Here is a 21,403-nt window from a genome sequence, read left to right on the forward strand (position 1 = left end):
GTGCCGTGATGCTGACGATCGTCACATTGACCGTGAGCGTCGGGTATATCTACTGGCTCACCTTCGCGGGGACCCCGGTTGTCGAACGGGTTTCCGTCGCCGGCCCTATCGTCTTCGTGTTACTCGCGATCTCGCTGCTCATCGAATCCTCGAGAATGATCCTCACCTGCATGCTGGCCACGTCCACGGTCCTGGTGAAGAAGCCGGTCGTGATCAGGCCCAGGGACGGTCTGAACGTGGCGCTGTTCATCACCTTTGTTCCGGCCAGCGAGGACATCGATGTTCTGGCGGGAACCCTGCGCGCGGCCAAACTGATCGATCACCACGTCCAGAACGAAAATGGTGTGGAATCAGGCACTTTCGATGTCTTTGTGCTCGATGAAGGTGATCCGGACGATCCGCAGCGGGTTCCACGCTTGATCGAGTCGATCAACGACGAGGTCAGCGGCAACATGATCCACCACTTCAGCAGGCTCGGGATGCCTGGTTACCACGCCGGTGAAAAGTTCTCGACCAAAACCAAGTACGGAAACATCAATTCCGCGTTCGACTGGTTGAGCACCACGGACCGTTTCCCCGACTACGACGTCATCATGGGATTGGATCCCGACCATGTTCCGCTCCCGGAGTTCGGTGATCGCATGCTCGGCTATTTCGAGGACCCGGATATCGCCTACGTCTCGGGTCCCCAGGCCTATGCAAATGCGACGTCCAATGTTGTCGCGAAACTGGCCGAGTCACAGCAGTTCCCGTTCCACGCCCTGATCCAGACCGCCGCCAACACGTACTGGGCGCCGATGCTTGTCGGCACAAGTTATGCAATCCGCAGCGATGTGTTGCGCCAGATCGACGGCATCCAGTCCTCGATCACCGAAGACATGGCCACCAGTTTCGAAGTCCTCTGCCGAACCAACCCGCAAACCGGTCGTCTGTGGAAAGGCGTGTACACGCCCGACCTCCTTGCCCACGGACAGGGCCCGGACACCTGGGGAAGCTTCTACAAACAGCAGACCCGTTGGGCGCGAGGAGCGTTGGAACAGATGTTCGCCGGGCCATTTCTGCGTCAGATGTGGGGAATGCGGCGCAGCCCACTGCGCATCGTGCATTACCTGTTGTTGATGTCGTTTTATCCGGTGATGGCGGTGACGTGGCTACTGGGTGCGGCCAATGCGATGCTGTTCGCCATCTACGGCGTGAGTGCGACCGGCGTCGCCCCGGACGATTGGCTGCTCTTCTACGGCTGGGTCTCGGTGCTCCAGATGTCGGTCTACGTCGCGTCACGGCGTCACAACGTCAGCCCCTACGAGGTCGGGCGGTCGTGGGGTGTCTACGGAATGTTCATGAGCGTGGTCACCGCGCCGGTCTACGCCGCAGCGTTGATCAAGATGGTGCTCCGACGAAAGACCGGCTTCGAGGTGACACCCAAAGGTGTGCACAGCAACCGGGATACCTGGTTCGCCTTCCGGCTCAACATCATCTGGCTGCTGTTCTATGTGGTCGTGATCGCTCTCATTTGTGTCAACGGCTACGCCGATGCGGCGACACTACTGTGGCCGCTGTCCGCGGCCGCGCTGTCGGCATCGCCGATTGTGATCTGGCGTCTGTCGACCGCCAGAGCGCAGGCTGCCGCGGTGCCCGCCGACGGTGAACTCCAGACGCCTGCTCGCACGCCGGTGAGCGCTTGACTCCCCGCACAGGCTGGAAACTGAATCTGAGCCTCACATCGGTGCTCAACTGGCGAACGGCGATCGGTGTCGGTGCGGTGCTCTTGCTGGCCGGGTTCTCTGCGCCGCCCGCGGCTGAGTTGATCCAGAATGTCAACAAGCACCGGCTCATCAACTCCGACGAGTACAAGGCTCGGCACGGCAAATGGGAGACCATCACCCTGCCCGGCGATCACAAGATCAATGCGGTGCACGCTGCGCTGCTCCCCTCGGGCCGAATACTGCTGATAGCCGGTTCGGGCAATGACCGGGAAAGTTTCGAAGCCGGGCAGTTCAGCACCGTCGTCTACGACCCGTCCGATGGGTACATCAAAGAGGTCAATACTCCCGAGGACATGTTCTGCGCAGGCCACGCACATCTCGCGAACGGCAACCTGCTGGTGGCAGGCGGAACGCAAGGCTACGAGAAAGCGGCGAAAGACGTCACCAACGCCGGTGGCTACGTGACCATCCGAAATGAGACCCCCGGCAGGTCTTTTGTGGTCCCGAAGGGGACGACGCTGACGGGGCTGACAAGCGGGAAGCAGTATCGGTCGGATTCCGAGGTCCTTGTGCCCGCGGCGACGGTGAATCCGCGGAGTCGAAAGGTCTCGCCGACCGATCGAAATGTTTTTGTCGAAGCGGTGATTGCAGGCGCGCCCGGAGTGTCGCTGCAAGGCGAGGCCTACCGGGTGGAACTCGAAGGACTGACGGCGGCCGATCGTCGCAACCTGCACGGCTTCGCCCCGAAGATGACGCTGGACAAGAAGGAGTACCAGGGCACCCGGTACTCCTATGAGTTCAACCCGATCACCGAAGAGTACGAGCGGGTCGGGGACATGAACTACGCCCGCTGGTATCCGACACTGACCACGTTGCCGAACGGAACCGTCATCGCGCTGTCCGGGCTCGACAACTCGGGTCGAATCCTGGACGGACAGAACGAGATATACGATCCGAACACGAAACTGTGGTCTGAGCGCGGCAACTTGAAGAGGTTCTTTCCGACCTACCCGGCAGTCTTCCAGACGGCACGTGATGACGTGCTGTTCTTCGCCGGACCGTCAACCGGTTGGGGGCCTGCGGACTCGGGCCGCGAGCCCGGTCTGTGGAATCTGAAGAACAACACGTTTGCGCCGGTACCCGGACTTCGAGATCCAGATCAGCTCGAGACCGGGTCGTCCACCTGGATCGGGCCGGTCAATGACCAGCGGCTGGTGGTCGTCGGTGGCGGAGGCATCGGGAACTCCCCGCTGTCCACGGAGAGAATTGACGTCATCGACCTCAAGAACCCAACTCCCCGGTTCGAGCCGTTCGGCGAGTTGGCGGACGGCACAAGGTATCCGAGCCTGGTTCCGCTGCCCTCGGGGGATGTGTTCATCACCGGGGGTTCCCGGGACTATCGGGGCGGCGGCGACAGCGACATCCTCAAGAGCTACGTGCTGAGCCCAGGCGGTGAGCTCACGGCGATGGCCGATCCGGGTGTCGGCCGTAACTATCATTCATCTGCGATTCTCCTGCCGAACGGGCAGATCCTGACGATGGGATCCGATCCGCTGTTCTCGGACAAAGACAACTCCGTGCCCGGCGAGTTCGAACAGCGACTGGAGGTCTATACCCCGGCGTATCTCTTCCGGCCGGATGGGAAGTCGGTGTCGCGTATCGCGATAACCGATGGTCCAACTGAGCTGCCGCTGGGAAAGTCCGGCACCTTCACGCTTGATCCGGGAACGGCACGTGCGCCGATCGCATCTGCCAGGTTGGTCCTTCCGGCCGCGACGACGCACGTGACCGACACCAATCAGCGGGTTGTCGACGTCGGATTCGTCCAGGACGGGAACAATGTCACCGTGACGCTGCCGACCGAAAGAGCCCTGCTGCCCAGGGGGAGCTACATGCTTTTCTTCAATGACACCGCAGGTGTACCCGGCATTGCGAAATGGGTGCAGGTCGAGTGAATCAGGCAATGTCCTCGTTGATCGAAAACCTCCTCGCGTCGCCTGTGCGCCGGGTCATCGTGGTGGGGTCGGCTATCGGTGTGCTGCTGGTCACGGGATGCACCGGCGGGGCAGAAGGTGATCCTGTCGAGGGTTCAACGCCGTCCGAGCGTGCGGCACCGGCGCGTGCCGACTATTCGGTCCGGGTCGACCCGGGGTATTCCGCCGACCTGTTGGCAGCGGAAGGCTATGTCCCAGCGGAAAAACAGCAGTCCCTGAAGAATCTGATCGAGACCCCGGTGGCGGTATGGCTCTACTCCGAGGACTCCGCGCAGACCGTTCGTGAGGTGTTGGTCCGGTCCGCCGCGAACGGATCGGTGCCGGTATTCGTGGCCTACAACATTCCCCAACGCGATGACGGCGGTCATTCGCAGGGCGGCAGCGCCTCGTCCACCTCGTACGTCGAGTGGATTTCGGGAATCAGCGGCGTGATCGGTCAGGGCGACGCGGTGATGGTATTGGAGCCGGACGCGCTGGCGCATCTGCCCGATCTACCGGAGGCCGATGCCGAAGACCGGGTCTCGATGCTCGCGACAGCGCTGAAAGTCCTTACCGCGAATACGAATACCGCGGTCTACGTGGATGCGGGTAACAGTACGTGGCGCAGCCCGCAGGACACGGCAGACTTCCTCAAGCGGATTTCGGCGCACAACGTCGACATACCGGGTATCGCGCTGAACGTGGCGAACTATCGTCCGGAAGCGGAAACCGAGCGGTACGCTGCCGACGTTCAAAGCGCGTACGGGGCTGATCTTTTCGTGTTGATCGACAACTCGCGCAACGGTGCGCAGGGCACCGGAACCGAGTGGTGCAACCCGCCTACGCAAACTCTGGGTACGATCTCGGACAGATCATTCGATCCGGATGCGAAGGTCGAAGAAATGTACGTGAAGGTGCCTGGTGAGTCCGATGGACAATGCGGGATCAGCGACAAACCGGCCGGCGAGTTCGACGGGAACCTATTGGTGACCCAATTGCCCTGAGCTTCACGGGTTGCCCTTGGCTTCACGGATTGCCGTGAGCCGAGATCTCTCGCCCCCTCACACCATCATGCAGATCGTCTTCGACTCGAGGTAGTTGTCGAGGCCGGCCGCGCCGTTCTCCACACCCCAGCCGGACTGCTTGTGGCCACCTTTGGGTAACTCGGGTGAGAAGTACGAGTGACAGTTGATCCACACCGTTCCGGCCCGCACGTCCGCCGCCAGTCGATGTGCGGCACTGAAGTCGCGGGTCCACACACTGGCGGCGAGTCCGTATTCGGTGTCGTTGGCCCAGCCGAGGACCTCGTCGATGTCGTCGAACGCCGTCACCGCCACCACCGGTCCGAAGATCTCCTCGCGCATCAGCGCGATGTCCGGGCCGGCCCCGGTGATCACGGTCGGCCGGTAGAAGCTGCCTTCCCCGGACACGACTGTGCCGCCGGTGATGACTTCGGCTCCACCGGCCACGCCGTCGTCCACGTACTCGGCAACCCGCGCCCGGTGCGCCCGGCTGACGAGTGGACCGAGGTCGCTGGCCGGGTCGAGCCCGTGACCGAGCCGCATCGACGAGGCCGCTGCCGCGAGACCGTCGACAAGTTCCTGATATGCGTTGCGCGCGACGTACACCCGCGAACCGGATACACAGACCTGTCCGGCATTGGCGAAGATGCCCCTGGCGACACCGGGGACCGTGATCGACATGTCGGCGTCGTCGAGTACGACCACCGGTGATTTGCCACCGAGTTCCAGCGTGAGCCGGGTGAGGTTTGTGCCACCGGCGCCTGCCACCAGCTTCTTTCCGACCTCGGTGGACCCGGTGAACGTCACCTTGTCGACACCGGGGTGTTGTGCCAGCGCTCGCCCGACCTCGCCGTCACCGGTGACGATGTTCACCGTTGCGGCCGGAAAGCCCGCGGCGAGAATCAATTCGCCGAGTCGGATGGCGGTGAGACTGGTGTCTTCGGCGGGTTTGAGCACCACGGTGCAGCCGGCCGCCAGGGCAGGCGCGAGCTTCATCGCCGCCATCAACAGTGGAGAGTTCCATGGCACGATCGCCGCGACGACCCCGATGGGCTCGCGTACGGTGTGCGCCATCACCTTCCGGCCCTCCGGCTGGTACGTGATCGACGGATTGATGGTGGTTCCCGAGATCTTGTTCGCATAACCGGCGTAGTACCGGAACTGTTCTGCTGCCGAGGGTATCTCGGCGAAGCGGGACGTGGCCCACGTCTTGCCCTGGTCTAGGGTCTCGAGTTCGGCCAATTCGTCGGCGTGCTCATCGATCAGGTCTGCCAAGCGCCACAGCAGTTTTCCGCGTGCGGTCGGGGTGCACTTGGCCCACTGCCCGATCAACGCCTCGCGGGCCGAGCGCACTGCCTGGTCGACGTCAGCGGCGGATGCACAGCCGATCTCGGCGAGTAGCTCACCTGAGGCCGGGTCGCGGCTCTCGAATACGCCGTTGTCTGCCGGAACCCATTCACCGCCGATCAGCAGTGCTTTGGGTGAGGTACTCAGGAACTCGACACTGTGGCGAGGAATAGTGGTCGGGGTGCTCATGCGTCTGCTCCTCGGCGGCTGCGGGCGGGTGGAAAGGGGAGGGCGCCGTATCGCAGGCCCTTCGCCTTGAGCCAGCGTCGATAGGTGATGGATGAACCGTCTGCCCGGGTGGGGATTTCGTCGCGCGGATCGAGCGGGAGCAACAGCGGACGCTGATTCTCGACGATGATGCGATCCTGTAGGAAGATCGTCTGCTCGAAGTGGAGCAGATCGATGAAGGAGGCCTCCTGATCGACCAGGTACATCACAGGCTGTGCACGACACAGGGTTTGGGTGATCGGCTGGATGAACAGAGCGATCGCGTCCTGCCGGGTCGGGTCGGCCGGTGACACCCGATAGAGCACCACCAGATACGGCGCAGGCACCCGGTAGGACAGCTGCGCGAACGCGCCCTCGGAACTCGCGCTGACCTGAGGCTGGAAGAACGTGCAGTTGGTGGCCCACACCTCGTCGGTGTCGCGACGGATCTCCGACTCGTACTTGGCCACCTCGGTATTCGATTCACCGCCGAGGATCCCGGGATGCACAAACGGGAAATGCGCCATGTCGAGGAAGTTCTCCACCACCCGGCCGGGTGAGGTCCGCATCGTGATCCATCCACAAGGCACGTAGCGCCGATCGGGTTCCAGTGATTCGGGGAGATCGAAGATGTCGCCGGCCGGGGTGCCGAGCGTGGTCCAGACGAACCCGTATCGCAGGCGGACGGGCAGCTCGACATCGTCGGCCTGCACCAGTGGAACATCGGGATCATCCGCCATGCAGATCAATTCGACACCGAGGAGACGTGTGGTGATGGCACCGTCACCGAGTTCGGTGCGGGCGCACACCGCATACCACTGGTCGAGAACCACCGGATCGTCACAGCGCCCGTCGTCGCTGCGGCCGTCATTATTGTGGACATCGTCATTCGTGGGCACCGAAGACTCCTTCCAGATCGTCGTGCTCGGCGAGCCAGTCGGCCCGCCGTCTGAACAGGCCAGGGACGACACCCCGTGCGCGGGCGATGATGTCCGGCAGGTCCTGTGACACCAGCTGTCCGTCGCGCACCACCACCTGACCGTCGATCATCGTCAGGTCCACATCCGAGCCGCGCACGGCGTGGACCAGGTTGTGCTGAAGGTTGAAATAGGGTCCATGGGGAAAGAACGGGGTCATTCGCGGGGTGTCGGTGCGGACGGCGATCAGATCGGCCTTCTTCCCCGGCTCCAGCGAGCCGATGTCGGCGTCCAGGCCGAGACCACGGGCACCGTTGATGGTGGCCATCTCGATCACCTTCCAGCTGTCAAGGGCGGCGGCATCCCCACTCGAGAGTTTCGCGAGAAGGGAGGCGGCCTTCATCTCCTCGAACATGTCGAGGTTGTTGTTCTCCTTCTCCCCGTCGGTACCCAGCCCGACGGTCACACCGGCGGCAAGTAGGCGTTCGATCGGTGCCACGCCGCTCGCCAGTTTCATGTTGCTCACCGGGTTGTGGACCACGGCGACACCACGCTGGGCGAGCAACGCGATCTCGTCGTCGTCGAGCCAGACCGCGTGCGCGAGCATGGTGCGCGGGACGTCGAAGAATCCGAGTCGCTCCAGCGCCATCATGGGCCGACTGGCGTATCGCTTGTCGAACTCCGCGATCTCGATCTCGGATTCGCTGCAGTGTGTGTAGAACCCGGTGTCGTAGTCCCGTGCCATGTCGATGGCCCGGCGCTGCCCGGCGGCGTCGGCATAGAAGACATGCTCGAGTCCGACCCAGACCGACACCCGGCCGTTCGCCGCACCCTGACTGTGTTGCAGCAGCTGCTCGTTGTCGTCGAGGGTGTCGAAGTAGTCGAAGTCGGGGTGCGCGCCCACGTAATTGACTGTGACAAGCCGGTTCCCGACCCCGGTGGCGGCGGCGACGCTGCCATGCATGTGCCGCCACATGTCGACGACCGTGGTGGTGCCCGCCAGCACACTTTCTGCGTAACAGAGCCAGGACGCCGCCTCGGCTTCGGCGGCGGTGACGACCCGGTGCATGGGGTCGATGTGCACGCGGAGCCATTCCCAGACCGGTAGCGCCTCGGCGGTTCCGCGCAGCAGCCCGGAGTGGCTGTGCGAGTTGATGAGTCCGGGCATCAGGAGGCGTCCGGGCAGCGCGGTCACCTGCGCCTCGGGATATTCGGCGGTGAGCTGATCGGTGGGTCCGACGGCGATGATCCGGTTACCGTCCACCAGTACCGCGCCATCGGGGATCACGGTGCGGGCGGCGTCCACGGTGACCACGGCGTCGGCGGTGAGAAGAGTGCTCATGCGGCGTTCCTTCCGGCGATCAGATCTGCCGCGCGCTCGGCGAGCGCGACGACGGGGGCATTGGTGTTGCACGAGGGCAATGTGGGGATCACCGAGGCATCCACCACGCGCAGGTTCTCGACCCCGTACACCCGCAGTTCGGGGTCGACCACGGCTCCGGCGCCGGTACCCATCGCGCAGGTGCCCGCCGTGTGGAAGAACGTCGAACAACTCATTCGCACGAACGCTGCGCGCTCGGCGCCGGTGAGACGACGATCAGGTGCGATCGGTCGCTCGATCAGTGCTCGGTAGGGCGCGGTCTCGGCCAGATCCATGATCGTGTCGAGTCCGGCGACCAAGGCCGCCAGGTCACGAGGGTCGGACAGATACCGCGGATCGATCTCCGGTGCGATTGCCGGGTCGGCGGACCGTAGGGTCAACTGTCCGACACTGTGCGAGCGCATCAGGCCGGGCGAGACCGCGAACACGTTGTCAGATGTTGAAAGGCTGTACTTCGCAGCGACTTCGGGCGTCGCGTGTGGTCCCTGTACGACAAAGGCATGCAGGTCGGGGAGCGCCTGTTCCGGCGTCGAGGACCAGTTCAGGATGGCACCACCGCCGTTGTCGCGCACCGGTCCCAACGGCAGACGGGCGGCGAAGTTCACACCCATCAGCAGTGGATGGTCTTGCAGATTCTGTCCCACACCCGGCAGGGCACTTCGGACCCGAATACCGTGCGCCCGCAGTTGTTCGGGTTCGCCGATACCGGCAAGCAACAGCAGGTGGGGACTCGAGATCGCTCCGGCGGACAGAATCACTTCGCGTTCGGCGCGAACCAGGGTTCCGCCAAGACTCACCCCGGAGCAACGTGCACCTTCGAATTCGAGGGCCCCGACGTGAGAGCCCGTCCGCACGGTCAGATTGGTCCGCTGCTCCGCGGGCCCCAGATACGCACGGGCCGTGCTCATCCGCCGACCGTTCGCGATCGTCAGATTTGCGAGCGAGGCGCCGTGGACGTCCTTGCCGTTCGAGTCGTGCAGGACCGGGAAACCCAGTTCCGCAGCGGCACCGAGCAGCGCTTCGGCGACCGGATGGGGGTTTTCAGGCGTGGTGATGGTCAGTGGTCCTGCGCTGCCGCGTAATTCGGACGCACCGCCTTCCCAGTCCTCGCAGCGGCGGAAGTAGGGGAGCATCGACTCCCAGTTCCACCCCTTCGCTCCGCTGTCCTCCCAGATGTCGTAGTCGCTGGGGTGTCCCCGATACCAGAGCATGGCGTTGATGCTGCTCGATCCGCCGAGTACCCGCCCGCGGGGTATGGGTATGGCGCGCCCGTCGAGGTTCGGGTTGGGTGAATAGGCATATCCCCAGTCATATTTCCCGGACAACAACCTCGCCCAGCCGCCCGGCTCGTCGATCTCGGCGAGGCCGTCGTGGGTCGGCCCGGATTCCAGCAGGAGCACGGTGACCTCGGGATCTTCCGAGAGCCGGGACGCCAGAACACATCCCGCGGAGCCGCCGCCGACGACGATGTAGTCGAACGTCTCAGTTGTGTTCACTGGGCCCCATGATGGTGATCTCTTCGGTGGCCTCCACGTGCCGGACGAAGATGTATTTGTCTTCGCGGCCGTCACTGTGCTTGCGTTTGATCCCGGGCTCGACCACGCTCGAGACCTTCGCAACCAGGACGTACGGCTCGTCGGCCACCAGCCCCGCCGCGCAGTGCTGCTCGAACTCTTCGAGAGTTGTTGCGGTGTACGAGTGTTCGATGCCTGCGCCACGGGCGATCGCCGCGATGCTCACGATGCCCTTGGAGGTGTGCGTCGGTGGGCCCCCGATGGACTGGTAGCACTCGTTGTCCCACACCACGGTGAAGAGATTGCGGGGACGTTCGTTGGCAAGTGTTGCGAGTATGCCGAGGTTGAAGAGCATTCCACCGTCGGTGTCGAGGGAGATGATGCGCCGGTGTGGCAAGCCGACCGCGAGTCCGAATGCCTGTGGGGTGACGCATCCGAGTTGCTGTTGAAACAGGCTGGCGCTGCGCATGTGGGGTGCGGCGTTGTACCACTCGTCCACGCTGGCGCCGAGCGAGACGATCACCAGTTCGTCCGACAGTTTGTCGGCGAGGAGCTTCATGCAATCGAAGCGTGTCATGTTCGCTGTCGAGTCGTTCATCGGACCAGACCTCCGCCCAGAGCAATTGCCGAATGATGGTATGCCGCATAAGACCATTCGAAGGCGTCGTGAATCGCCCGCTCGATCTGGTCTTCTTCCCGCACGATGCGGTAAGGGATCCGCAGCGCATCGAGGATGGGTTCCATCGTGATGCCGTGCGGGACCGCCCACCAGTTGTTCTCACCGAGTTCGCCGCGGTAGCTCATGAGCATGATCACCGGGATCCCGGCGCCCAGGCCCATGCGGGCGAGCGGTTCCACCGAGGCGCGCAGCCCCGAGTTCTCCATGATCAGAGCGGCTCGTTTGCCCGAGAGGAAGATGCCGCCGCAGATGGCGGCACCCTCACCCTCGTTGGTGACCTGGATCGTGCGGATGTCGGGGTCGGCGTCCAGGGCCGGATAGAGCTCCTTGAACAGGGAGTCGGGGAGATAGCAGACGGTGCTCACGCCGGCCTTCTTGAGGCCACGGATCACCGCGTCTACGGCGCTTTGTTGCATGGCAAGCCTTTTCTTCTCGGGTGTCAGGGGAAGACGGGGATGCCGGGCATCGCGATGAAGCCAGGCAGTGACTGCATGCGCCGCATCCACCACCGCAGCGCCGGATAGCGCCCGCGGTCGATGCCGATATCCCGGGTGAGGGCCCCGCCGGCGAACAGTGCGATGTCGGCGATGCTGGGATGTGGGCCGATGACCCAGTGATTGTCGATCCGTTGCAGCGCGAGGTGGTCATCGAGTTGTTGCACAGCCACTTTCGCCCGGGCGACGGCCTCATCCAGCGGGTCGGTGCTGTAGAGGGCGAGATCGCGCGCCGCAGTGATCGTGCCGAATGCGTTGGCACAGAAATCGAGCCAGTGGGTGAGCCGAGAGCCGTCCACGGATTCTCCAGACGCCCAGGTGGTGTCGGTCGCGAACTCCGTCGCCAGATACAGCAGGGCGTTCTCGGCGCCGCGTATGGTGCGGTCGCCATGGCGCAGAACAGGCACTTCTGTTGCAGAGCCGGGGGGCAGCGGATAGCAGTTCACGGGTACTTTTGCATACTCGATACCGAGTAGCGCCAACCCGAGCCGCACCTTGTAGCAGTCGAGATCGAGTTCGAAGTCATCGAGCAGCAACTCACTCACGATGCCACCGCCGCAGGTGCATTCATCTCATCGCGAAATGCATGTGCCCACAGGATGATCTGGCGTACCAGAGCCGAGTCGGCACCGACGACACAGATGTGGATCACGGTTGTGTTCTCGTTGCGGACCTGGATACCGATGACGAGCTCGTGGCCGTCGACGGTCATGTGGACGAGGTTGTCCGCATGTTGCATGTTGTCCGTACGTGAGGCGAGGGATTCCAGGACCCGGGGGACCGCGGCGTCGATGTACACCGAACATGCCGGCGTCGCAGAGTATTCCGGCGGCATATCCGGGGCGCATTCGATCTCGCCTCTGGTGGCACCGGATCGGCCGTCCAGCCACACCATCCCGTAACGTTCGGTGACGCGGTATCTATCCGCCCGGACCGAGCTCGGTGGATCGACATCAGGATGGGCGGGTATGTTCCGGCATCCTCCCGCGGATTCGTATTCCCAACCGTGGTAAAGGCATACGAGCCGATTCTCGCGGACGAAACCCAGGCTCAGACGCATGCCGCGATGCGGGCAACGGTCGGCCCACGCATGGACGAGTCCGTCGCCTCCCCGCCACAGTGCGATGCCGTCGCCGCCCAGCGTCGTGTCTGTCGCCGAGCCAGAAGGCACGTCGCGGCTCAGCGCGACCGGTGCCCAACCCGAGGACAGGTTGGGGTGAGATGGGAGCATCTCGGTGATTCCTTTCTCTTGGGTTGCTCGTGTTCAGTCGAGGTGGGCGACGTCGTGGACAACGCTGCTTCCGGGCGCGAGTTCGCAGGCCATCTCGAAGGCTCCGACGAGGTCGTGTTGGCCGCTCACCCGCACGACGATCCGATGCGGGGCGGCTTCCAGTACCACCGCGTCCACGTCGAGAACTTCGGCTCGCGCGATGATGAAGTCGCAGAATGTATCCGGCATCAGATCTCCACTCAGGATCAGGGTTGCCGCCATGTCCGTCACTCAGATCATGTCGAGGATCTTGGTGGTGAACAGCTGATCCGCGGTCACGTCGATCCCGTTCGCGGACAACGTGGCGATGTTCTTCTCGATCAAGGCCGGTGGCAGGGTGAGCAGTCCGCCGGCATCGGTGTCGGGGGTGACCATGATCTGCGGCAGGGTCTGCGACTCGAGCAATTGCTGTGCGCGGTCGAAGCCCTGGTCTTTGCCGAAGACGTTGAGGGTCAGATCGGTGCCGAGAGCAGGATCGGCCACATTTGCCTGCCATCCGAGTCGTTCCGACCGAAGGAATCCGGCGAGCATCTCGGGATTCGTCTCGACGGTCTCGGTCTTGGCGAAGTAGACACCCGAGAACACCGCATAGCCGAAGTCGGCGAACAGGAAGGTGTTGGTGGCAATGCCTTTGGCCTCGAGTTGGGTGGGCTCGTTGATGACAAAGACGACCTGGCCGTCCACCTCCCTGTTGACCACGGGCGCGGGATCGAACTGAACCGGAACGACCTCGATACTGTCCGGGTCGATGTTGTTGATCTGCAACAACAGGTTGAACGACGTCTCATTGAGTGCGGCAACACCGATCTTCTTCCCGATCATCTCCTGCGGGGAATTGATGGGAGAGTCCGCGAGAGACAGGATGCAGAAGGGACTCTTCTGGAAACGGGTGCCGAAGACCTTGAGATCGGCGCCCTGGGTGATCGCGTTGGCGACCACATCGGCGTTGCTTCCACCGACCGCTGCCTTGCCGGACATCACCACGGTGTCAGGACTGACGTTGGGGCCACCGTTGAGGAAACCCACCTTGAGCTTGTTGTTCGCGTACAGGCCGGTGTCAGAGGCGATCCAGCTACCCGAGTGTTCGGTGGTCGGCAGCCAGCTGAGCTGGTAGTCGATGGAGGTGGTGCCGTCGGCCGCCACCGAAGTCGACGAATCGGAGCAGGCCGTGAGCAGCGTGGGCCCGCCGAGGGCGATTGCTCCGAGACCGAGACCGCCCTTGAGCAGACTGCGGCGGGACAGCGAGAATCCTGCGTGGGACATGGGGTTCTCCTTGTGGTGAAGACGTGTGCGGGGAGGGGCACTTGCGGTTGGCATTGGGAAGTGTGTGGCGAGACCGAGAGACCGGTCTCAGGTCAGGACGGCCGTTTGCATTCGCGTGGCGATACGGCGATGTTCACGCAACATATCGGGCAAGGCAGCAGATACCGGTTGTCCCTCGTCGACAACAACTTTGCCGTTCACGACGGTTGTCCATGCACGTGCGGGACCGCAGCGAAGTAATGCCTCAACGGGATCGGAGAGCGCTCCGGCCAAGGACACCGGGTCGAGGTGCCACGCGACCAGATCGGCGAGGGATCCCACTGTGAGCCGCCCCAGTTCGTCGTCCCATCCGAGGCATCGCGCCGAGCCGACGGTGGCGATGTCGAGGGCATCGCGGGCCGTCATCGCGGTAGGTCCACCCTGGAACCTGGCCAGTAGCAGGGCGGTTCGCGCCTCTAGCCACATCGAGGCGTGATCGGTGGACGCCGAGCCGTCGCAACCGAGACCAACGGCCATGCCGTGCTCACGAAGGGTTCGGACCTTGGCGGTTCCGCCGCCGATCAACATATTCGAACTGGGACAGTGGGCAACGCCGACGCCTGCCGACGCCAACCGCCGGGCCTCGACATCGCTGGGAAAGATGAAGTGCGCCACCCATGACCGAGGTCCGGCCCAGCCCACGTCCTCGAAGTGCTCGACCGGCGTACGGCCGTACTTTTCCAGGCAGTAGGTGTGCTCGTCGGTGTCCTCGGCTAGGTGCGTGTGCATGCGGACATCGTGTTTCTCGGCCAGCTCGGCGGTGGCACGCATGAGCGTGTCATCGACCGAGAAGGGTGAACACGGTGCGAGGCCGATACGTGTCATCGCGCCCGGTTTCGGGTCGTGGTACCGCTTGATCAGGCGTTCGGAGTCCTCGAGGATTGCCTCAGCGGTCTGCGTAACGCTGTCCGGCGGAAGCCCACCGTCCTTGACGGACAACGACATCGATCCGCGAGTCGGGTAGAACCGGAAGCCGATGTCATTGGCCGCGCGGATCTGGGCATCGATCAGATTGGGTCGTGGGTGCACATAGAGGTGATCGGTGGACGTGGTGCAGCCGCCGAGCAGCAACTCGGTGAGCCCGATGTACGTCGACACGTACACCGCTTCCTCATCGAGCATCGACCAGATCGGATAAAGACCCGTAAGCCAGTCGAACAGCGAACCGTTTACCACAGGACCGTAGGAACGGGTCAGATTCTGATAGATGTGATGATGGGTGTTGATCAGGCCAGGAGTCACCAATCGTCCGCCCAGAGATCGGATTTCGATCGCTTCGGGCTCGGTCCCGGCGGATCCGAAGGCGGCTACGCGGCCGTCCGACACCGCTAGCCAGGCGTCAGTGAGTTCGTTACCCGGCTCCAGCATGAGATGTCCGATATCACGAAAAAGCAGGTCGTACATTCAATCCTCCAGTGTGCCAGACAACTTTCGTCTGTGATGGCCCTCGCGCCCACCACTGGAGGTGAATGTCCTCTTCTGGAGGGGAGCTCCAGATCGTGTCCGGCGATGCCGGGCGGACTGTTCCGGCTCAATCGTTCTGGCCGGTAGTTCCTGAAGTTACGGTTGCCGTTTGTCTTTGGTGAAACGGCGATGTTAACGCTGCGTAACCGGTTTGGGCACAGGGTGGCGGTTAAGCGGAACCGGTTGATGGGTTGTACGCCCTTCGCTGCCCGCGCCTAGGCCTCCACGCGATTCGAACAAACATTCGACACATCGCGTTCTCCAGGGTATCCTGGTTGAAAGCTGGCGATCAGATGTGCTGGGGGGCATGATGACTGACGATCCGTCTGATGAAGTTACTGTTGGTTCTTCTTCGGTTCCGGTGTTGGTGCGCAAATATCTCGAGTTGGAGTTACTGGTTGCCGATATCGTGGACTGCACTGATTCCGATATGTCCGATGCGGAAGTCAATGAGCTTGTGCGGGTGCATGAACGGATCGCCCGTAAGCTCGAGCTCACCGGGTTGCGACACCTATTGGTGGTCTCGGATCGGTCGTCGTTTTCGAAGGCCGGGTATTCATCACTGTTTGGTTTCACCCGTGGCGAGTTGCGGCTGACCAAAGGCCAAACCATGTCCAGGATCCGCGGCCTGGAAGCTGTCGGCCGATTCCACACGATGCAGGGCGAAGAGCTGGCACCGAAATGCCCTGCCGCCGAACAAGCCTGGTCCCAAGGGTTAATCGGCGCCTCGCATATGGATGTGATGCTGGATGTACGCAAACAGATCCCCTCAGCTGCTGATCCGGCCGTGTATGACGTGGTCGATCAGTGGATGACCGAAGAAGCCGTCGAGTCCGATCCGACCCGCCTGGCTGCTGCGGGCCGTCAAGTGTTGGCCCGGGTCGATCCCGATGGCCGACTGACCGACGACAGTGATCGGGCCCGCAGACGCTCGGTGAGTATCGGCGATCAAGGTGTGGATCTGATGGCCAAAATCTCAGGCACCCTCGATCCAGAAACATTGGCATTGCTGACCACCGTGATGGATGTGTGGGCCGCACCGGGGATGAACAACCCTGCCGACCCCAACTCGCCCACCGGCGCGAGCGATGACCCCAAGCAAGATAAAGAGTTGATGAAGGCAGCCGCCGAACGTGACACCCGTTCGCGGGGCCAGATGCGTCACGACGCGCTCAAGGCAATCCTGAAGACCATTCTGGAATGCAACCTAATCGGCAAGTCCCATCGGGGATTGCCCGCGCAGATCATCATCACAATGACCAAACAACAACTCGAAGAGTGCGCCGGGATCGCGAAAACCGCTTCCGGGGTGGATATCCCGATCGGGGACGCACTGGAGTTGGCGGCCCGCTCCGACAAATATCTCGCGGTATTCGCCGACCACTCCGCTGAAGCCCTGTATCTGGGCCGGGCCAAACGGACCGCGCAGAAAGGTCAACGCCTGGCCCGCCGCATCACAAAATGATCGGTGATGGTCCGGATCAGTGGCAGACCATCATGATCACCGAGGGCCCCGACAAAGGACGGGTGGGGTGGATACCGCCGGTATCGGTGGACCCGGAACGCAAACCGCGGGTCAACCGCGCCCATCACGCCAACGAAACCGTCGCAGCGGCCTGGCAGAAGACGCTGGCCGACCGCCAGGTGGCGCTGACGCAACACCTAGAGAAACTCACCCGAGATCATGGCAACGAACCCGAACCCGAACCCGAACCCGACGCCGACGATCCCCAGTAAGTCGAATAGCGGCTATGGCGGATTTGTTCGGTGCTTCGTGGAGATGCGCCGCAAGTAGATCGCAGTCCCGGGCTACCAGACGCCTGGGGGACGGAACTGCACACTCACTCGAGGGCCGACGCCCGTGGTTTTCGGTACAGCGTGCTGCCAGGTGCGCTGACAGCTGCCGCCCATCACCAGCAGGTCGCCGTGGCCGAGTGTGAACTTCAGAGATGCGCCGCCGCCGATCGGGCGCAACAACAGTGCGCGTGGAGAACCCAGCGAGAGGATCGCAACCATGGTGTCTTCGGATTTGCCCCGGCCGATGGTGTCGCCATGCCAGGCGACGCTGTCATTGCCGTTGCGGTACAGGCACAATCCGGCCGAGGCGAATCCCTCCGGCAACTCTGCGCGGTAGTGGTCCGTCAGAGAGTCGCGGCACGTGCCGAGCATCGGATGTGGACCATCGCCGGCGTCGCGGTATTGGTGGACCAGGCGGGGGACATCGAGGACGCGGTCGTACATCTGCCGTCTTTCGGCGCGCCACGGAACCTCTGCGTGCAGTCGGTCGAAGACCTCGTCGGCGCCGCTGACCCAGGCCGGTCGCAGATCGACCCAGGCGCCATCGGAGAGCTCGCGGCGGATCACGTTCCCCGGCAGCGGATTCAGTGTGGGTTTGGAGGTGTCGCTCAGATCCTCGAACAGCGACACCTGACGTCCGGGACTCATGGGTCGACTCTACCGCGATTAGAACATATGTACGACAAAATTCCGTATCCGGTATGCTAGAGCGCAGTTTATTTACGAACCCATTACCATTGGTGCCCGTCCGGGCGCAGTGGTATTGACCCGCTTAACCGCAGAAAGAGCCATGGCCAGCGCACCGCGCACAGATAGACCCTTCGACATTGACCTGACGGCCGAAGCGGGGTCGACTCCGCGTTGACGCTCGTGTCCATCGCTCTCGGCATCCTCGTTGTATTTCTCATCTCCGCGCTCACCGGCTATTTCGTTGCCCAAGAGTTCGCATATATGTCAGTTGACCGGTCGCGCCTCAAGGCGCGCGCCGAGGCCGGCGACATCAGTGCCGCTCGTGCGCTCACCGTTACGCGGCGCACGTCATTCATGCTCTCCGGAGCGCAGCTGGGCATCACTGTCACCGGCCTGCTCGTCGGCTACGTCGCCGAACCCCTCATCGGCAAGGGCGTGGGTGAACTGCTGGGTGGGGTGGGCATCCCGACCGGTGTCGGCATCGCGATCGGCGCGATCATCGCCGTCGCCTTCTCGACGCTGGTGCAGATGTTGTTCGGTGAACTGTTCCCGAAGAACCTCGCCATCGCGCGCCCGGAACCGGTCGCACGGTGGTTGGCGGTATCGACAACGCTGTACCTCCGGCTGTTCGGTTGGCTGATCTGGCTGTTCGACCAATCGTCGAATCTGCTTCTGCGTGCATTGCGGATCGAGCCGGTTCACGACGTCGAACACTCGGCGACCGCACGCGACCTCGAACACATCGTCGCGAACTCCCGGGATGCAGGCGAATTGCCTGCCGAGTTGTCGACATTGCTCGACCGGATCCTCGACTTCCCCACGCAGACAGCCGAACACGCGATGATCCCGCGGTCCAGGGTGGGCACGGTGCATGCCGACCTGCCGGTAGCCGATGTGGTGGAACTGATGGGTACCGGCCACACCCGGTATCCGGTGATCGGTTCGACGTCGGACGACCTGTTGGGTGTGATCCACCTGCACGATCTGCTCGAGGACCCGACAACGGGGACCGCTTTGTCGCGTTCACGCCCGGCGGTGGTCGTGCCGACCACGTTGCCGCTCCCGCAGGTGCTGGCCCACCTGACCGAGGAATCCGATGCGATGGCACTGGTCGTCGACGAATACGGCGGTTTCTCCGGAATCATCACCGTCGAAGACATCGCCGAGGAGCTGGTCGGTGAGATCGCCGACGAGCACGATCCCGAAGGCGGTGCAGTCGTGGCGGGTAACGCCGAGGACGGCTGGACGATGCCCGGTGAACTGCACGTCGACGAGGTCGAGCGGATCGTTGGATACAGCCTGCCCGAAGGTGACTTCGAGACGCTGGCCGGTGCGGTTGTCGCCCAGTATGCCGGGCTGCCCGAGGTCGGAGAGCTCATCGAGATCGAACTCCAACCGGACCCGGCCGATCTGGCCAGTGATTCCGATGCTCCGGTACGCAAGCTGATCGCGGAAGTGACATCGATCGAATCGCATGTTCCCGCAACGCTCTTCGTGACGTTGACGGTGACGAAGGGAGTCGACGATGAGTAACCCCTGGGTCATCGTGGCCATCACGGTGGCGCTGATCGCCGCATCGGCATTTTTTGTCGCGGTGGAGTTCGCGTTGATCGCCGCCCGACGGCATCGACTCGAGGATGCGGCGCCGGACAGTCGAGCGGCGCGGGCGGCGTTGCGCAGTGCATCGGAGCTGTCGGTGCTTCTGGCCGGCTCGCAGCTGGGCATCACCGTCTGCACCCTCGCGTTGGGAGCGGTGACCAAACCGGCTGTGCACCATTGGCTCACCCCGATGTTCGACGGCTGGGGTGCCCCGCTGTGGCTCGCCGATGTTCTGGGATTCGTTCTCGCACTGCTCATCGTCACTTTCCTGCATCTTGTGGTGGGGGAGATGGCACCGAAATCATGGGCGATCGCACATCCCGAGAAGTCTGCAACCATGCTCGCGTTGCCGATGCGAGGATTCATGTGGCTCACGCGGCCGCTGCTGCTCACCCTGAACAGAATGGCGAACTGGCTCCTGGTGAAGGTTGGTGTAACGCCGGTGGATCAGGTTGACACAGGTCAGGATTCGGACGCGCTACGGCATCTCGTGGAACATTCGGCGACGGTGGGCACACTCGACGAGCGGTACCACGGCCAACTGGCGGTGGCTCTGGAACTCGAGAATCTGACCGTCGGTGAGCTGGTGAACCGAGGCGTGGCGCCGAGTTCCATCGATGTGGACGCTACTGCCGCCGACATTCGGGCGGCCGGATACGCCACCGGACACCTGCGGCTGCTGGTCAGCGGCAGTACCGGAATCGAAGGCGTGGTGCACGTTCGGGACAGCCTGACCGTGCCACCGATCACCACCGCCGGGGAGCTGATGCGGCCGGTGCTGACGCTGGATGCGGCTACCCCGGTCTACGAGGCACTGCAGACGATGCGTGAAACCCGCGGGCATCTGGCCGTGGTGACCGACGGGGCGCAGACCTGTGGCCTGCTGACCATGAACGACGTGGTGAAGAAACTGCTGCCGGCGCGGGGTGCCATCGCTGGCGCCTGACCTACGGGGTCATCAAGAGCAGTGTGCGTCCGAGGCTGCCGCGAGATTCGATCGTCGTGTGGGCCGCTGCGGCATCGGCGAGCGGAAAGGTCTGTCCGACATGGACCTTCAGTTCGCCGTCCGCGGCGATCCGTACCGCCCGGTGTAGCAACGCTTGCCAATCGATGGACGGATCGATGGCGAGTTGACGCAGCGATGTGACGGTCACGTCCGTCGCGGTGTTCTGGATGTCTGCGAAAGTTCCTGCCGCCGAACCATATCCAAGGAACCGGCCGCCGTGCCGCAGGGTGGCCGCGGCGATGGCTCCGAGCGATCCGCCGACCCCGTCGAACACCACGTCGACCCCGTCTCCACCGGCGACTTGGCGGACCTGCTCCGGCCAGCTGTCGGAGTCGTACCGCACGGTGGCTGTTGCGCCCAGAGCGGTCGACAATTGGGCTTTTGTCGCACTGCTCACGCCTGCGATCACCTCTGCACCCGCGGTGCGGGACAGCTGGGTCAACAGGGTTCCCAATCCGCCTGCCGCTCCGGTGATCAGTACCCGATCGCCGGGGGTGATCCGAGCGGTTTCAAATGCCGCCAAGGCTGTGCGCCCGTCGTGAACCAGGGCCGTGGCGTCCTCGAGGGCGAGGTGGTCGGGGATCGGTACGACCGTGTCGGCGTTGGCGAGCGCGAACTCGGCATAGCCGCCGATCGGTAGCCCGCCGGCAACTCCGCTCGCGGCGGTCCTGCTGATCACCCGCCTGCCGAGCAACGACCGGTCCTCGCCGTCCGCGACGTCGACAATCGTGCCGCCGACGCCGCCGCCGGGTATGTAGGGCAACGGCATCTCGAAGTGGTCGGTACCCCAGCCGCTGCGAAGGCGGGCATCGAGGAACATCACATCCGCAGCAGCCACCTTGATCAGGACTTGCCCGGCTGTCGGCGAGGGGACTGGGGCGTCGCCGAGGTGAAGCACATGTGGGTCACCGAATTCCTGAACTTCGATTGCGCGCATGGTCTTTCGGGACGTCGTATCGGTTGTATCCATGTACCAGACCGTAGAACTTCAAGCGCGCATGAAGTCAAGCCGAATGGTCGTCGTGGCGGTGGTCG

The 21,403-nt window shown here is 63.3% G+C and carries 20 protein-coding genes; 7 read left to right on the forward strand and 13 right to left on the reverse strand.

Going from position 1 to position 21,403, the window contains the following annotated elements:
• The first annotated feature begins 8 nt into the window (after positions 1-8).
• The 3 genes from AC1TPF_RS23715 to AC1TPF_RS23725 are packed head-to-tail and all read left to right on the forward strand — an operon-like array spanning position 9 to position 4,683.
• Entirely contained in the window at positions 9-1,685 is a 1,677-nt protein-coding gene (locus AC1TPF_RS23715; RefSeq protein WP_482145456.1) for a glycosyltransferase family 2 protein, read from the forward strand.
• Positions 1,682-3,661 (forward strand): radical copper oxidase GlxA, encoded by a 1,980-nt coding sequence (gene glxA / locus AC1TPF_RS23720; protein ID WP_482145457.1) that lies wholly within the window; start codon positions 1,682-1,684, stop codon positions 3,659-3,661. Before AC1TPF_RS23715 ends, glxA begins: the two co-directional genes overlap by 4 nt.
• Before the next feature lie 8 nt (positions 3,662-3,669).
• A complete protein-coding gene (locus AC1TPF_RS23725; protein WP_482145458.1) occupies positions 3,670-4,683 on the forward strand; it encodes a glycoside hydrolase family 6 protein in 1,014 nt (337 codons plus the stop codon).
• Positions 4,684-4,740: 57 nt separating this feature from the next.
• Here AC1TPF_RS23725 and AC1TPF_RS23730 read toward each other — a convergent pair whose 3' ends face one another.
• From AC1TPF_RS23730 to AC1TPF_RS23780, 11 genes are all read right to left on the reverse strand, one after another.
• Positions 4,741-6,237 (reverse strand): aldehyde dehydrogenase family protein, encoded by a 1,497-nt coding sequence (locus AC1TPF_RS23730; RefSeq protein WP_482145459.1) that lies wholly within the window; start codon positions 6,235-6,237, stop codon positions 4,741-4,743.
• On the reverse strand, positions 6,234-7,154 hold the full coding sequence (locus AC1TPF_RS23735) for an aromatic ring-hydroxylating dioxygenase subunit alpha (RefSeq protein WP_482145460.1): 921 nt from the start codon (positions 7,152-7,154) through the stop codon (positions 6,234-6,236). Before AC1TPF_RS23735 ends, AC1TPF_RS23730 begins: the two co-directional genes overlap by 4 nt.
• On the reverse strand, positions 7,141-8,514 hold the full coding sequence (locus AC1TPF_RS23740) for an amidohydrolase family protein (protein ID WP_482145461.1): 1,374 nt from the start codon (positions 8,512-8,514) through the stop codon (positions 7,141-7,143). The genes AC1TPF_RS23735 and AC1TPF_RS23740 overlap by 14 nt, the downstream gene beginning before the upstream one ends.
• A complete protein-coding gene (locus AC1TPF_RS23745) occupies positions 8,511-10,049 on the reverse strand; it encodes a GMC family oxidoreductase (RefSeq protein ID WP_482145462.1) in 1,539 nt (512 codons plus the stop codon). The genes AC1TPF_RS23740 and AC1TPF_RS23745 overlap by 4 nt, the downstream gene beginning before the upstream one ends.
• A complete protein-coding gene (locus tag AC1TPF_RS23750) occupies positions 10,036-10,665 on the reverse strand; it encodes a thiamine pyrophosphate-dependent enzyme (protein ID WP_482140240.1) in 630 nt (209 codons plus the stop codon). Before AC1TPF_RS23750 ends, AC1TPF_RS23745 begins: the two co-directional genes overlap by 14 nt.
• Positions 10,662-11,162 (reverse strand): thiamine pyrophosphate-binding protein, encoded by a 501-nt coding sequence (locus AC1TPF_RS23755; RefSeq protein WP_482140238.1) that lies wholly within the window; start codon positions 11,160-11,162, stop codon positions 10,662-10,664. The genes AC1TPF_RS23750 and AC1TPF_RS23755 overlap by 4 nt, the downstream gene beginning before the upstream one ends.
• Positions 11,163-11,185: 23 nt before the next feature.
• Positions 11,186-11,785, reverse strand: coding sequence for a glutathione S-transferase family protein (locus AC1TPF_RS23760; RefSeq protein WP_482145463.1), 600 nt, complete (start codon positions 11,783-11,785; stop codon positions 11,186-11,188).
• Positions 11,782-12,471, reverse strand: coding sequence for a Rieske 2Fe-2S domain-containing protein (locus AC1TPF_RS23765; RefSeq protein WP_482145464.1), 690 nt, complete (start codon positions 12,469-12,471; stop codon positions 11,782-11,784). Before AC1TPF_RS23765 ends, AC1TPF_RS23760 begins: the two co-directional genes overlap by 4 nt.
• Before the next feature lie 33 nt (positions 12,472-12,504).
• Positions 12,505-12,732: a hypothetical protein gene (locus AC1TPF_RS23770; protein ID WP_482140234.1), complete on the reverse strand. Its 228-nt coding sequence runs from the start codon at positions 12,730-12,732 to the stop codon at positions 12,505-12,507.
• A 9-nt stretch (positions 12,733-12,741) separates the two neighbouring features.
• Positions 12,742-13,773, reverse strand: coding sequence for an ABC transporter substrate-binding protein (locus AC1TPF_RS23775; RefSeq protein ID WP_482145465.1), 1,032 nt, complete (start codon positions 13,771-13,773; stop codon positions 12,742-12,744).
• Positions 13,774-13,860: 87 nt separating this feature from the next.
• Positions 13,861-15,216, reverse strand: a complete 1,356-nt coding sequence (locus tag AC1TPF_RS23780; protein ID WP_482145466.1) for an 8-oxoguanine deaminase — start codon at positions 15,214-15,216, stop codon at positions 13,861-13,863.
• Positions 15,217-15,583: 367 nt separating this feature from the next.
• On the opposite strand from AC1TPF_RS23780, the gene AC1TPF_RS23785 reads away from it, so the two are divergent.
• Complete coding sequence (locus tag AC1TPF_RS23785; RefSeq protein ID WP_482145467.1) at positions 15,584-16,741, forward strand: DUF222 domain-containing protein; 1,158 nt, start codon at positions 15,584-15,586, stop codon at positions 16,739-16,741.
• Positions 16,738-17,013 (forward strand): hypothetical protein, encoded by a 276-nt coding sequence (locus AC1TPF_RS23790; protein ID WP_482145468.1) that lies wholly within the window; start codon positions 16,738-16,740, stop codon positions 17,011-17,013. Before AC1TPF_RS23785 ends, AC1TPF_RS23790 begins: the two co-directional genes overlap by 4 nt.
• A 72-nt stretch (positions 17,014-17,085) precedes the next feature.
• On the opposite strand, the gene AC1TPF_RS23795 is transcribed toward AC1TPF_RS23790, so the two are convergent.
• Positions 17,086-17,721 carry an alpha-ketoglutarate-dependent dioxygenase AlkB gene (locus AC1TPF_RS23795; RefSeq protein ID WP_482145469.1) on the reverse strand — a complete coding sequence of 212 codons (636 nt, stop codon included), beginning with the start codon at positions 17,719-17,721 and terminating at the stop codon, positions 17,086-17,088.
• A gap of 213 nt (positions 17,722-17,934) precedes the next feature.
• Between AC1TPF_RS23795 and AC1TPF_RS23800 the strand changes: the two genes are divergently transcribed.
• Both AC1TPF_RS23800 and AC1TPF_RS23805 read left to right on the forward strand, forming a co-directional pair.
• Positions 17,935-19,296, forward strand: coding sequence for a hemolysin family protein (locus AC1TPF_RS23800; protein WP_482145470.1), 1,362 nt, complete (start codon positions 17,935-17,937; stop codon positions 19,294-19,296).
• On the forward strand, positions 19,289-20,308 hold the full coding sequence (locus AC1TPF_RS23805; RefSeq protein ID WP_482145471.1) for a CNNM domain-containing protein: 1,020 nt from the start codon (positions 19,289-19,291) through the stop codon (positions 20,306-20,308). The genes AC1TPF_RS23800 and AC1TPF_RS23805 overlap by 8 nt, the downstream gene beginning before the upstream one ends.
• A gap of 1 nt (position 20,309) precedes the next feature.
• On the opposite strand, the gene AC1TPF_RS23810 is transcribed toward AC1TPF_RS23805, so the two are convergent.
• A complete protein-coding gene (locus AC1TPF_RS23810) occupies positions 20,310-21,338 on the reverse strand; it encodes a zinc-binding dehydrogenase (RefSeq protein WP_482145472.1) in 1,029 nt (342 codons plus the stop codon).
• Positions 21,339-21,403: the final 65 nt, after the last annotated feature.

The sequence above is a fragment of the Williamsia sp. Y853 genome (assembly GCF_056786495.1).